This is a genomic window from Chitinophaga sp. 22308 (assembly GCF_052045305.1).
Classification (GTDB): domain Bacteria; phylum Bacteroidota; class Bacteroidia; order Chitinophagales; family Chitinophagaceae; genus Chitinophaga; species Chitinophaga varians_A.
The window spans coordinates 199,008-214,734 of sequence record NZ_JBQEOP010000008.1 but is presented as its reverse complement, the minus strand read 5'-3'; the positions used below and the strand labels follow the sequence as shown (position 1 = coordinate 214,734).

The window sequence follows — 15,727 nt, the reverse complement described above, 5'->3', positions numbered from 1 at the left end:
CAATATATGATTGAGGTTAATTTTGATAAAGCAATCGCGGTGGTGGCAAAGGCCCGGGCACAGGGAGTCATACTTTTTCTGGAAGATGGTAAAATCAAATTCCGGACGCCAAAAGATACAGGTATTACACCGGAACTGCTGGCGGAAATTAAACTGCACCGGGATGAGATCAATGCCTTGCTGCACCAGTCCATCTCTGCGGAAACGATGCCCATCAAGGCTGGCGTTGCGTCAGGCCACACAGGTGTGCGGCTGTCGTTCAGCCAGGAAAGGCTCTGGTTCATTCATCAGCTGGAAGGAAGTGTTAAATACCATATTCCCATCGTACTGAAGCTCAAAGGCGACCTGCACGTGGAATCCCTGCAGCAGGCGCTGCGCACCATTGTGAACCGGCACGAAGTGTTACGTACCGTGTTCAGGGACATCACCGGCATCGCCTCCCAGCTGGTGCTGGAAAAAGATGCCTGGCAGATAGACGTTATTACTGCGCCGGAATACTACCATGTTCCCACAGCGTTGGCGCAGGCCATACAAACGATCATCGATACGCCCTTTGACCTGGCAACCGATCATATGCTGCGTGCCAGCCTGATCACGCCGGGAGCCGGGGAATACATACTGGTGGTGGTGATGCACCATATCGCGGCTGATGGCTGGTCAACCGGCATCATCGTGCGGGAACTGGTGGAACTGTATCATGCCGGCGTGTCCGGTATAGCGCCACAGCTGCCGGTGATGGAGGTGCAATATGCGGACTACGCCGTATGGCAACGTCAGTATTTGTCCGGCGATACCCTGGCCATGCAGTTAGGGTACTGGAGAGACAAGCTCTCCGGTACCCCGGTACTGGACCTGCCGGCAGACTATCCACGTCCTGCTGTACAGAGCGACCGTGGCGCTATTATTACGTTTAACCTTGAGCGTGATACAACCGATAAGGTGAAGTCTTTTTCCCGGCAGCAGGGCACTACGGTGTTTATGACACTGCTGGCCGCTTTTAAAGTGCTGCTGTACCGTTATACAGGACAGGAAGATATCTGCGTGGGCACGCCTGTTGCGGGAAGAACAAGGAAAGAGACAGATAACCTGATCGGCTTTTTTATCAACTCACTGGCATTACGCAGTGACCTGTCAGGACAACCTACCTTTAATACGCTGCTGCAGCAGGTAAAACAAACGACGCTGGCAGCTTACGATCATCAGGAATTACCTTTTGAGAAGATAGTGGAGGCAGTGGTGAAGGAAAGGGATATGGCCAGAAACCCGCTGTTTCAGGTGATGTTTGTGCTTCAGAACGCGCCGGCGGCACCGGAGCTGGAGCTGGGCGGCGTGACGTTCTCCTATATGGACACTGCGCATACCACCACTAAGTTCGATCTTACCTGTTCTTTTGAAGAAACACCGGCCGGCTTTGCAGGAAGAATGGAATACTGTACCGATCTGTTTGATGCATCGACCATTCATCGCATGATCGGGCATCTTCAGCTGCTATTGAAAAATGCTTTGCAGACACCTGATGTGCCTGTTCACTTGTTACCGCTGCTATCTGCTGAAGAACGGGAGCGGGCACTTACTACTTTCAATAACACTAGGGTGCCATATGCGGACGACCAGTCTATCTCAACTTTGTTCTCCGCCCATGCGCAACAGACGCCTGACGCGGTGGCATTGATGTACGGCGATGCCGTGAGTCATTACGGCGAACTGGAAACACTGTCGAATCAGCTGGCGCATTACCTGCGCAGTAAAGGCGTACAGCAGGGGGGCATCGTTCCGGTTTGCACGGAACGCTCCATTGATATGATGGTAGGTATCCTGGCTATCCTGAAGGCCGGAGCGGCCTATATGCCGCTGGACCCGGCCTACCCGGCGGAAAGGTTGCGTATTATGCTGGATGAAAGCCGTAGTAACGTATTGTTGACCACGACTGATTTTCACGATCGCTTTATACAGGAAAGGCCGGACAAAGAGCTGTTGTTTGTAGATCAGTTGCCGGTATTGTTGACCGGACAACCGGATACTGTGCCTGCTAATCCGCCGTCCGCCAATGACCTGGCGTATGTGATGTATACGTCTGGTTCAACCGGCAAGCCCAAAGGCGTATTGGTAACACACCGTAATGTCACCAGCCTGGTGCAGCAGCCGAACTATGTTACGCTGAATGCGGGCACCACTATGCTCTCAGCCGGGTCACTGGCTTTTGATGCTACTACTTTTGAATACTGGGGCGCCCTGTTAAATGGAGGCCGGCTGGCCCTCAGTGTCGGTAACAGTTTGCTGGACAGTGCGGTTTTCAAACAGGAAATGTACAGCAAAGGTGTGACGTGCATGTTCATGACGGCCAGCTGGTTCAATCAGCTGGTAGATACAGACATCGCGGTCTTTGCCCGTATGAAAGCATTGTTGGTTGGCGGTGAGAAGCTATCCGAAAAACATGTGGAACGCTTCCGGCAGACATACCCTGATATCAGCATTATTAACGGGTACGGGCCTACGGAGAATACGACTTTCTCTGTATGCTGCAATATTAATAACAATGAACTGGCCGCCAATATACCTATAGGCCTGCCGCTCAACAACCGCACAGCATATGTGCTGGACGCTGCCATGCAGCTGGTGCCTGTTGGCGTGACAGGAGAATTATACGTAGGCGGCGACGGACTGGCGTTGGGTTACCTGGACAGACCTGAACTGACTGCGGAGAAATTTGTTGCCAATCCTTTCAGCAATAATCCGGATGAAAAACTGTACCGCACCGGTGACCGTGCCCGTTGGCAGCCCGACGGCTACATCATGTACCTTGGCCGTATGGATGACCAGGTGAAAATCCGTGGTCACCGTATAGAACCAGGCGAAATAGAAAACATACTGCTAACATTTCCTGCTGTTGCGCAGGGGGTGGTGGTGGTCAAAACGGACGACAAAGGCACCAAAAGACTGGTGGCCTATGTAGTGCCGGTTGATACCCTGGATAAAGATCAACTGGTCAGTTACCTGAAAGCGAAACTACCGGAATACATGGTGCCTTCTCAGATCGTGACCATGGATAAGTTCCCGGTTACCGCCAACGGAAAGATCGACAAAAGAGCTTTGCCCGAACCGGAACTGAACACCTCATCCGGCCATGGTTATATAGCGCCCCGCACCAAAGCGGGCCGTGAAATGGCGCAGATCTGGCAGGAGCTGCTGGGCGTGCCACAGGTAGGGATATACGATAATTTCTTTGAGCTGGGAGGCGACTCCATCATCACCATACAGGTGGTCAGCAGAGCGAGAAAAGCCGGGATCAGGCTGCACCCGCGGGACCTCTTCCATCATCAGACCATCGACCGGTTGGAGATTCTGTTGTCTGAAAACAAAGAGCAGGTGCTCACCGGCGAACAGGGACTGCTGACCGGCGAAAGCGGACTGATACCGATACAGCGCTGGTTCTTCGATAACAACGCAGCGGCTGCCGGCCACTTTAACCAGAGCGTGTTGGTAGGGATCGATAAAAAAATATCTGCCGACCGGCTGTCATCCGCTATTAAAGCGCTGGTGCGTTACCATGATGCGCTGCGTTTTGTTTATCATTCAGATGAAAACGGATGGCATCAGACGTACGGCACCTACGAAGCGGGCCTCACAGTGGAAGACCTGCGCGAAATGCAGGATGGGCCACTGTCAGAACATATTGCTGCGTATAGCCGTACCATACACCGGTCACTTGATATCACCAAAGGCATATTGATGCGTGCGGTGCTATTGCAGACACCTGATAACGAAGAACATAACCGGCTGTTGATCATCGTGCATCACCTGGCGGTGGACGGTGTGTCCTGGCGTATTTTACTGGAGGACCTGGAAATATTGTTACAGGAAGATGCTCCTGCTCTGACCCTTGATAAAGGTAATTCCTATCGTCAATGGTATGAAGCACTGGTGGCCTATTCCGGTCAACGGCGTTTGACCGCGCAGTTGCCTTACTGGGAAAAAATATATCAGGAAGGCCGCCTGGCAGCTTTAAAAGAAGCTGCGCCTTTTGAAGGGAGGGTGACCATCGCTGATGTTGATAATATAGAAACGAGGCTGGATGCCGGTCTTACCCGGCATCTGCTGCAGGACGCTCCGCAGGCTTATCATACGGAGATCAACGATATTCTGTTGAGCGCGCTGGCGCTGGCTGTTAGCAAATGGAACAACAGCGGGCGTGTCTGCGTAGGCCTGGAAAGCCATGGCCGGCATGACATTGGCGGCATGGACATCAGTCGCACCGTGGGCTGGTTTACCAGTTTGTACCCGGTGTTGCTGGAAGTAGACGGGCATCGGTCGTTCGGAGCTGTACTGCGCAACATCAAGGAACAGTTGCGCTCGGTGCCTGACAGAGGCATCGGCTTCGGTGTATTAAAACAACTGCTGCAAACGCCTTCCCTGCAAGGCAACGACCCATGGGACATCGTATTCAACTACCTCGGTCAATCGGACCGTGTGGTGAAAACAGATGGTATGTTGAGCCTGGTAGAAGAATCTTCCGGCCCGGGCGTAGGAGAGAATTATGTGGTGCAGGAAAAACTGGGTGTCAACAGTATCGTTAGCGATGGTTCCCTGATATTGATCTGGTCTTACAGCAGGAAACACTTTCAGCCTCAACAGGTACAGGCGCTGGCTGATGATTTTATCCTGCAACTGCAACAGTTGATTGCGGACTGCCTGGCGCAGCAAACAGCCCTGGTATCACCCTCAGACTACGGGCTACAGGCTGTCATGACCATCAAAGAACTGGACACCTTTCTGGATGCTGCCCACACCGGTATATCACGGCGTGCGCAGGTTTCCGGACTGTATCGTTTAAGCGCGCTGCAGGAAGGCATGTTGTTCCACAGCCTGTACGATCAGGCTGGAGGCGCCTATATAGAGCAGTTCGGCTGCGACCTGCTCAACGTGCGGCCCGATGCATTTAAAGCCGCGTGGGAACACCTGCTACGGCGGCATACGATCCTGCGCACCGCTTTCTTCAGTGATGAAGCGGCCATCCCGCTGCAGGGCGTTTTCAAAGAAGCGGTATTGCCGTTCCGGTTGCTGGACTACAGCAATATGGACGAAGCTGCGCGCCGGCAGGCGGTTGATGCCTTCTCGCAGCAGGACGCCACAGAAGCGTTCGACTTTAAAACAGCTCCTCTGATGCGCATCGCGCTGATCAAATTAACGGAGGGCCGTCACCGTTTGTTATGGACATTCCATCATATCCTGTTTGATGGCTGGTCCGTTCCTGTTTTAATGGAGTCCTTACTGCACACGTATGAGGCCCTGGTAAACGGCAGGCCGGTGCCGGAAGGAGCGGAAGACCGTTACGAAGACTTTATCCGTTATCTCGAAACACGGGACGAAGAAAAAGAAGAACAATACTGGCGTAGGTATATGGAGGGCGTGGAAGACGCCACCCTATTGCCTTTTGTACGCTCCGGCGCAGACCGGACGCGTGAGGCAGGCACCTATAAAGATCATATACTCCGCGTGGATGAAACGCTGACGGCAAAGATCAATGCTTTTGCACAACAACAGCATGTGACCGTTAATACGCTCATGCAAGGCGTGTGGGCGTTGCTGTTACATCACTACACGGGGCAGGACCATATCACCTATGGCGTAACCGTGTCCGGCCGTCCGGAGGACCTGGCCGGCGTGGAGCAACGCGTGGGGATGTACATCAATACCATTCCACTGCATGCGGAAGTGTCTGCACAGAAAACGCTGGGAACATGGCTGCAGGAATTACAGTCAGGCCAGTTGCAGAGCCGCGAGTTCCAGCACACGGGACTGGATACTATCCAGCACTGGTGCGGTATTGCCGGTGATCTGTTTGATACGCTGCTGGTGTTTGAAAACTATCCGGTCAGCAAAGTGATTGAAGCGCAAGCCTGGCAGTTGCAGATTGAAAATGTAGCGGTACAGGAAAAGACCAACTATCCGCTGACTATCCTGGTTGGTGCAGGAGAAACGATCAATATTCGTTTTAGCTACAATACAACACTGCTGACAGATAATTACCTGCAAGCCATCGCAGGTCATTTTGAAACGCTGCTGTCACAATTGCCGGCAAGTGCGGACAGCCTGTTGCCGGCATTGCCATGGCTCACTGCAGCAGAAGAACAGCTGTTGAGCACATTCAATGACACCGCGGTTAAATGGCCGGAACAAAAGACGCTGGTCGATCTCTTTGCCGCACAGGTAGAGCGTACGCCGCTCTTGACCGCTGTGGTGGACGAGCAGGCAAGCCTGACTTATCGTGAGCTGGACGCCCTCACCAATCAGCTGGCGAATTACCTCAACAGCAAAGGCGTAGGTGCGGAAACGTTAGTGCCCGTGTGCCTGGAACGGTCACTGGACATGATCGTGGCCATTGTGGCTATCCTGAAGGCCGGTGCTGCCTATGTGCCGGTAGACCCTACCTATCCGGAGGAAAGGATCTTACACATACTGGAAGATACCAATGCGGATATCATCCTTACAGACCATACCGGTTTCCACGCCATACCGGACAACTTCGCCGGAGCCGTGCGCCTGGACGAAATACGGCCGGTACTGGCCATTTATCCGGACACCCCGCCCACGCAGGTAGTACAGCCCGGCCAGCTGGCCTATGTCATCTATACTTCCGGTTCCACCGGAAAACCCAAAGGGGTGATGAATGAACACGCAGGGGTGGTGAACCGCCTGTTGTGGACCCAGAAATATTTTGGCCTCAATGGAGATGATGCCATTTTACAGAAGACAACATTTTGTTTTGATGTGTCCGTATGGGAGCTGCTATGGCCGCTTATCTGCGGAGCGCGGCTGGTGATGGCCATTCCGGACGGACAGAAAGATACCGGGTATCTCAAAAACGCCATCGATCGTTATGGTATTACCACGGTCCATTTCGTACCGTCTATGCTGCAGCTTTTCCTGGAAGATGTGACGCCGGATGATGTGCCGGGGCTGAAAAGAGTATTGTGCAGTGGCGAAGCGCTGAAGCCGCAACATGTAAGCCTGTTCCGCGAGAAGATCCCGTATGCAGGCCTGTATAACCTCTACGGTCCTACGGAGGCTGCTATTGACGTTACCTGCTGGCATGTGCCGGATGATCTGGGCGAACATGAAATTGTATCTATCGGCCAGCCGGTAGCCAATACACAACTATATATCCTCGATAAAGCCGGCGGCTTGCTGCCACCAGGTGTTTTCGGGGAACTGCATATCGGTGGGGTACAGGTGGCCCGTGGTTACCTGAACAGGGAAACCCTGACGGCAGAGAAATTCATTGACGATCCCTTCAGCAATGGCAGGCTGTATAAAACAGGCGACTGGTGCCGCTGGTTGCCGGACGGTAATATAGAATACGCCGGCAGAATAGACGACCAGGTGAAGATCAGAGGGTTCCGTATTGAGCTGGGAGAGATAGAGAGCGTATTGCTGGAAAACGAACAGGTGAGCGAAGCGGTCGTTGTCGCGAAAGATGCGCCTGATGGCAGCAAACGCCTGATCGGCTACGTAGTGCCGGCAGGGGAGATAGACCGCACAGCGGTGTTGGACAACCTGAAGCGCCGCCTCCCTGAGTACATGGTGCCTGCTGTGCTGATTCCGCTGCCTGTTATGCCGCTTACCGCCAGCGGAAAGATCAACCGGAAGGCCCTGCCTGCACCGGATGAAACCTTCCTGGCGTCATCAGCCTATGTGGCTCCGGGAAATGAAACAGAACAGGTGCTGGCCAATATCTTCCAGCATATTTTAGGAATATCGCGTGTAGGCGTTAACGATAATTTCTTTGCGCTGGGAGGCAACTCGTTGTTGTCGATGCGGCTGGTAGCAGCGGTGCGTAAACAGCTGCAGCTGGAATTGCCGGTCAAAGCGGTGTTTACCCATGCCACCGTCGCCTCGCTGGCAGCACATCTGCTGGAACAGGAGCATGCTGCCCCCATATTGCCGGTAGTAGAGGCGGTTTCACGCCCGGAAAGAGTGCCGTTGTCGTTTAGCCAGGAACGTTTGTGGTTCATTGACCAGCTAGAAGGCAGTGTACAATATCACATTCCTGTGGTATTGCGGCTGAAAGGAACGCTGGACAAAGAGGCGCTGGCATCTGCGCTGCAAACCGTTATCAATCGCCATGAAATACTCCGGACAGTCATTGCACAGGAAGACGGTGTTGCCTGGCAACGGCTGCTGGACCGCGACCGGTGGCAGCTGACAGTCACTGACGAACCGGTTTATCATGAAGATCCGCTGGCATTGTCCTCACTGGTGCATGCGCTGGTGCAGGCACCTTTCGATCTTGCTAAAGACCATATGCTGCGTGCGCACCTCGTAGTGCTGTCGCCAACCGAACATGTGCTGGTAGTGGTGGTCCACCACATCGCATCTGACGGCTGGTCTTCTGCTATCATGGTAAAAGAGCTGGTGGACCTGTACCGGTCTTTTGTTCACCGGGAAGCAAGCCCGCTGCCTGAGCTGCCGTTGCAGTATGCGGACTACGCCATCTGGCAGCGCCGTTACCTGACAGATACGGTGCTGGCGTTGCAGCTGGACTATTGGAAAGAAAAGCTCGGTGGCGTAGAAACGTTACAGTTACCGACCGACTACTCCCGTCCTGCGGTACAACGCAACCGCGGCGCTGTGACATGGTTCCGGCTGGACAGGCAGTTGACCGCCGACCTCCGGTCAATGGCACAGCAACAGGAAACTACTTTGTTTATGACATTGCTGGCAGCATTTAAAGTGTTGTTGTTCCGTTACAGTGGTCAGGAAGATATCTGTGTGGGCAGTCCGGTTGCCGGCCGTACGCGGCAGGAGACTGAATCGCTCATCGGTTTCTTTATCAATACCCTGGCATTACGCAGTTACGTGGATGGTGAACAGTCCTTCCACAGCCTGTTGCAGGCGGTGAAGGAAACGACGCTCAACGCGTACCAGCACCAGGAAATACCTTTTGAAAAAGTAGTGGAGGCGGTGGTGAAAGAGCGCGATCTCAGCAGAAGCCCGCTGTTCCAGGTGATGTTTACCCTGCAGAATATGCCGGATAGCGCATCGCTGGAATTGGAGGGACTGCAACTGGCGGCGGAACCATTGTCTTACGCCACCACACAATACGACCTTAGCTTTACGCTGGAAGATACGGCAGAAGGCCTGCGGGGCAGTGTGGAATATTGCACGGACCTGTATGTGCCCGGTACCATAGACCGTATGGTACAACATTTTGAACAGCTGTTGCGCAGCGTGGTGGCGGCGCCGGCTGCCCGTCTCCAATCCCTGCCTATGCTCGGAAAAGAAGAGGAGATACAGCTGCTGTACGGATTTAATCCCACCAGCCAGTCTGCTCCCGAAACGGACACAAAAACGCTGGCCATCCTGTTTGAAGAACAGGCGAAACGCACACCTGCCGCCACGGCGCTGGTGTTCGGCAATACCGCGCTTACCTACCAGGAGCTGGACGAACGTGCCGGGCAACTGGCGGCGCAGCTGGCACGCCATGGCGTTGGTGCGGGCACGTTAGTACCGCTGTGTATTGACCGCTCACTGAACATGATGGTGGCTATCCTGGGCATCCTGAAAGCCGGTGGGGCTTATGTGCCGCTGGACCCGCAGCACCCTGAAGAACGTATCGGCCGGATACTGGAAGATATGGGTGGCGACCCGCTGATCGTGACCACACCAGCGCTCACGCACCTGTTTCCGCCGAAGGCGAAATTATTATTGCCCGATGACTGGAACAATCCTGCAGGAGAAGATTATGAAATAAAAGCCGCTGCCCCGGAAGACACGGCCTATGTGATCTATACTTCGGGTTCCACCGGCGTCCCCAAAGGCGTGGTGATCCCGCACGCGGCGATCGTCAATTTCATCGTTCACCGCAGCCGTGATTTTAGTATAGACATGACCGACAGGGTATTGCAATTCTCCAACTACTGCTTTGACGCTTCGGTAGAGCAAATGTTCCTGCCGCTGGTGAATGGCGCCGTGCTGGTGCTGATACCGGAAGCATTGCGGCTGGACCGGCAGGAGTTTGAGCTTTTGCTGGAACAGGAAAAGATCACCCATCTGGACACTACGCCAGGTTTCCTCGCGTCTATTACGCCGGGCAACTATGGTTCCCTCCGCCGTGTGATTTCCGGCGGGGAAGCCTGCAGCCTGCAGCTGGCAGCTGCCTGGGCGCCGCATGTGGACTTCTATAACGAATACGGCCCTACGGAAACGACGGTAGTGGCCACCGCATACCATTTCCAGTTGCAACAGGCAACAGGCACGGAGATGCTGCCTATCGGCAAGCCGCTGACCAATGTACGCGCTTATATACTCGACAATAACCATCGTCCTGTTCCTATAGGCGTACCCGGAGAACTGTTCATCGGTGGCATACAGGTTGCAAAAGGCTATCTGAACAACCCGACGCTTACCGCAGAGAAATTTGTTTATGATACATTCTCCGGCCATAACGACAAACTATACCGTACCGGAGACCTGGCCTGCTGGCTGGCGGACGGTAACATCGCTTACCTTGGCCGTATAGACGATCAGGTGAAACTTCGTGGTTACCGTATAGAGCTGGGCGAGATAGAAAGCGCGCTGTTACAACATCCGGACATACGGGAAGCCGTGGCGGCCGTGAAAGCCGATAGCGCCGGCCACAAAAGGCTGGTGGCTTACCTCACCGGCGAAACACTGCCAGAGCGGGAAACACTGTCCGCCTTCCTGCGCGACAGGCTGCCGGAATACATGGTGCCCGTGCAATTTATTCAGATAGCCACCATACCATTAACCCCTAATGGTAAAGTTGATAAAAAAGCACTGCCGGTACCGGACGTGGAAGCACTGAGCGGCAATGCTTTTGTAGCGCCCCGTAATGAAGCCGAATCCCAACTGGCCACCATATGGCAAAACCTGTTGAACGTACAACAGGTAGGGATATACGATAATTTTTTTGAACTGGGCGGTGATTCCATTATCACCATACAGGCTGTAAGCAGGGCCAGGAAAGCAGGCCTGAACCTGCATCCGGCCGATCTGTTCCGGTATCAGACCATTGCCGGCCTCGCCGCCATGCTGGCATCCAAACAGGACACGCCGGACAGCCATGCCGAACAGGGCCTGCTGACAGGCGCCAGCGGACTGTTGCCTATACAGCACTGGTACTTCGCTCATACTGCGGATGTTACAGGGGAAACACATTTTAACCAGGCCTTGTTACTGGAAGTAGACAAAACGGTGGAGGTAAGTGCGCTGGAGACAGCGATAGAAAGGCTGTTGCAGCATCACGATGCGTTGCGTTTCTCCTATACGACGAACGACGGGCAATGGCAGCAAACGTACGGCGCGCACAATGGCACGCTCGAAGTCATTGACCTGCGTGATGAAACAACAGACACGCTGCCGGCGGAAATCACCACAAGGGCAGAGTACTATCAACGCAGCCTGCATCCTGAACAGGGCATCGTGACGCGTACCGTTTTCATGACCACACCGGATACAGTTTCCCACAACCGGCTGCTGATCGTGGTACACCATCTGGCCATTGACGGGGTTTCCTGGCGTATCCTGCTGGAAGACCTGGACCAGCTGCTGAAACAAGCGGCTACAGCGCTTCCGCTGAAGAGCAATTCCTATCGCCAATGGCAGGAAACACTGACCGCTTATGGCCAGCGGCCTAAAGTGCAGGCGCAGCTGGCATACTGGCAACAAACAGCGGCAGGCTACACGCCGTTACAGGGCGACAAGACCTTTGACGGCATGGTGACCATCAGGGATACGGCCAATCATGTAGTGCGATTGAACGCCGGACAAACCCGCCGTCTGCTGCAGGACGTCCCCAAAGCATACCATACCGAGATAAACGACCTGCTGTTATGTGCGCTCGCCATCACGTTGCAGGAGTGGAGCAATACGGATAGTGTTACCATCGGGCTGGAAGGCCACGGCCGTGAAGCCATAGATGCAACAACAGACATCAGTCGCACCATAGGCTGGTTTACCAGCCTTTATCCCGTGAAGCTGGCCACCGGCACAGGTGGCATTGGTGAGCGACTGAAGACGATAAAAGAACAACTGCGCAATGTCCCTGATAAAGGTCTCGGATATGGCGTGTTAAAATACCTCCAACAGGAACCGGCGCTGAGAGGCAACGATCCATGGGACGTGGTATTCAATTACCTCGGTCAGACCGGCAATATCACTGCCACAGACGGTTTGCTGCGTATGGCCGCGGAATCTCCGGGTGCCGCGATCGGCAAAGACTTCCCGCTGACAGAAAAAATCGCGGTGGACAGCATGGTACAGGATGGTGAGCTGGTGCTCCGGTGGAAATACAGCAGTCAGCATTTTTCCGCTGCCGCCCTGGAGAAAATGGCCGCTACCTACATCAGGCACCTGGAGGCGCTGATCACGCACTGTGCAGACCGCCATGAGCCGGCGTTTACGCCATCGGACTTCGGCCTGGGCCGGGAAATCAGTGTCGCGGAACTGGACACTTTCCTCGATGCCAAAGTGGGCGCCGTTGCCCGTCGTATCAGGATCAGTAGCCTCTACCGGCTCACCGGGCTGCAGGAAGCCATGCTGTTCCACGCATTGTACGATGAGCACTCCAACGCCTATATGGAGCAGTTTACCTGCGACCTGCTGCACCTCAACGAGCCCGCTTTTATCCAGAGCTGGAACCTTTTACTGCAAAGGCATACCGCCTTACGCAGCGGCTTCCATGCCGATGAGTTCAGCATCCCGGTACAAGGCGTTTACCAGGACGTGCAGGTGCCAGTGGTGTTACAGGACTATCGCGGCCTTACCGCCGAAGAGCAGCAGGAAGACATGGCGGCTTTCCTGGAAGCGGACCGCAACAAAGGATTCGATTTCAGTCACCCGCCGCTGATGCGGCTGGCATTGATACGCCTGGATGACGACCGTCACCGCATGATATGGACTTCCCATCATATTTTGTTTGACGGCTGGTCATTGCCGCTGATACTGGAAAACCTGTTACGGATATACGAAGCTGTCGTGACACAGGCGCCTTTGCCGGTGTTTACGGAAGACCGCTACGAAAACTATGTCCGCTACCTGGAACGTCAGGATAAAGAACAGGAGGAAGCGTTCTGGCGCAACTATATCAAAAATGCCACCGACGCCACGTTGCTGCCCTTTATCGGGGCTGCTGAAGCGCGCAACGCCGGCGTGGGCAGCTACCGCCAGGAACTGCTGGAGCTGGACGAGACGGTCACCCGCAACATCCACCAATTTGCGCACCGTCACCGTATTACGCCCAATACCATCATACAGGGCGTGTGGTCGTACCTGTTATACCGCTACACCGGCCGACGGGAAATTACTTTCGGCATCACGGTGTCTGGCAGGCCGGAAGGATTGCCAGGCGTAGAACAGGCCGTGGGGATGTATATCAATACCCTGCCTTTGTGTGCCGTCATCGATCCGGCCAGGCCGGTCACCGCATGGCTGCAGGAATTACAGGCATCGCAGCTGCAATGCCGCGAGTACCAGTATACGCCGCTGGATGATATGCAACGTTGGACGGGCATTACAGGAGACTGGTTTGATACGCTGCTGGTATACGAAAACTACCCGGTAAGCAAGATGGAGGCTGCGCAGCAAGGCGCATTGGGCGTGGAAAATATTGCAGTACATGAACAAACCAACCTGCCGCTGGAAATACTGGCCGCCGTGGCCGATACCATCCGCATCACGCTGCGCTACAATGCCGACCTGATGGCTGATACCTATATCACCGCTATCCGCGGGCATTTCGAAGAAGTGCTGGTGCAGATGACCGCTCATGACAATACACAATTACATCAACTGGACATATTAACGGCAGCAGAACGGATACTGCTGACAGAAACACTGAACAGCCGCAAAGTGGCGTTCCCGCAGGAGAAAACAGCCGTGGCCATCATCCGTGAAAGAGCGGACATGATGCCGGATGCCACCGCGATCATCTTCGGGGAAACGGAGCTGACCTATCGCGTGCTGGAAGAACGCTCCAACCAGGTGGCACATTACCTGCAAGGCCTGGGCGTGAAAAAAGACATGGCCGTACCGATCTGCATAGAACGGTCACCGGAAATGGTGATCGGTATACTGGGCATCCTGAAGGCCGGCGGCGCTTATGTGCCGGTAGATACTGCCTACCCCGCGGAAAGAATCGCCTTCCTGCTGGAAGACGTGGAAGCCACGGTGGTACTGAGCAGCCTGCTGCTGAAAGAAAAAATAACCGCTATCACCAGCGCCCGCGTGATCGCGCTGGATGACCGCCGGGAGGAACTGTTCCGCCAGCCTGTGGCCGGTTCCTTGCTGTTACCATCGCCCGCCGACCTGGCTTATATTATCTATACCTCCGGCTCCACAGGCAAACCCAAAGGCGTGTTGATAGAACACCGGGGCATGTTGAACCATCTGTACGCGAAAGTCAATGACCTGCGGCTCGACCATCGTTCGGTGATTGCCTTCACCGCTTCCTATACCTTCGATATCTCGGTATGGCAAATGCTGGCAGCACTGCTTTGCGGCGGTACTACCATTATCTATTCCGAAGAAACCATTATGCAGCCGGAGCAGCTGATGCGGGCGGTAGACCGCCAGCAGGTGACCATCCTGGAACTGGTGCCTTCTTATCTGGCGACAGTATTGCAGGAAGACATTCCCGTGAAACTGGACGACCTGGAATTCCTGCTGGTTACCGGTGAAGCAGTGAGCCAGCAGGTACTGGCACATTGGTTCATGCATGCGCATTACAACCGTATCCCCGTCGTAAATGCATACGGCCCTACGGAGGCGTCGGACGATATCTGCCACTACATTATGTATGAAACGCCGGTGCAGTCCAATATACCGCTGGGATATCCGGTACAGAACCTCAACATCTACGTGGTGAATGAAGCCATGCAGTTATGCCCTCCAGGTGTGCCCGGTGAGGTATGCGTTTCAGGCGTGGGCGTGGGAAGAGGTTATCTCAAACGTCCGGAACTGACAGCTGAAAAATTCATCACCGATCCGTTTATCACGGGAATGGCTGTACGGATGTACCGCACGGGCGACCTTGGCCGTTGGCTCCCTGACGGTACGGTGGAATACCTGGGCCGTATGGACGATCAGGTGAAAATACGTGGCTTCCGGGTAGAGCTGGGCGAGATAGAACACGCGCTGCAACTGCATGAACAGATACAGCAGGCAGTGGTGGTAGCCCGTGCAGACCGCAGAGGGCACAAACAACTGGCGGCTTATGTGGTCACCACGGACGCTTATGACCGTGACAACGTATATGCGTTCCTGAAAGGCCGCCTGCCGGAGTATATGGTGCCGTCCTGGCTGGTGCCGCTGGAAAAACTGCCTCTGACGGCCAACGGTAAAATAGACCGTAAAGCACTGCCCGCACCGGATGAAGTACAGGGATGGTCGTCACAAACGTACATCGCTCCCCGTAATGAAACAGAGGTCCAGCTGGCTGCTGTCTGGGAAGACCTGCTTGGCATAGAAAAAGCAGGCGTACAGGACAACTTCTTCGACCTGGGTGGCCACTCACTGCAGGTAATACGGCTCACCTCTACGGTCCGCAGGCAGTTCGGTGTGGAGGTAAATGTCAGGACCTTCTTCCAGCTGGCTACCATCGAGCAACTGGCCAGGTACATCCGGTTAAACCTTGATCAGCCTTCGGCGGATGACGACGACGATAATCTTGAAACCATCACCCTATAAAATAGGACCCCATTAATTCTTT

General features: G+C 54.4%; 1 protein-coding gene. It reads left to right on the top strand.

What is annotated here, in order from left to right; all coding sequences use genetic code 11:
* The first annotated feature begins 6 nt into the window (after nucleotides 1-6).
* Nucleotides 7-15,705 (top strand): non-ribosomal peptide synthase/polyketide synthase, encoded by a 15,699-nt coding sequence (locus ACTJJS_RS29355; protein ID WP_440667173.1) that lies wholly within the window; start codon nucleotides 7-9, stop codon nucleotides 15,703-15,705.
* Nucleotides 15,706-15,727 lie beyond the last annotated feature (22 nt).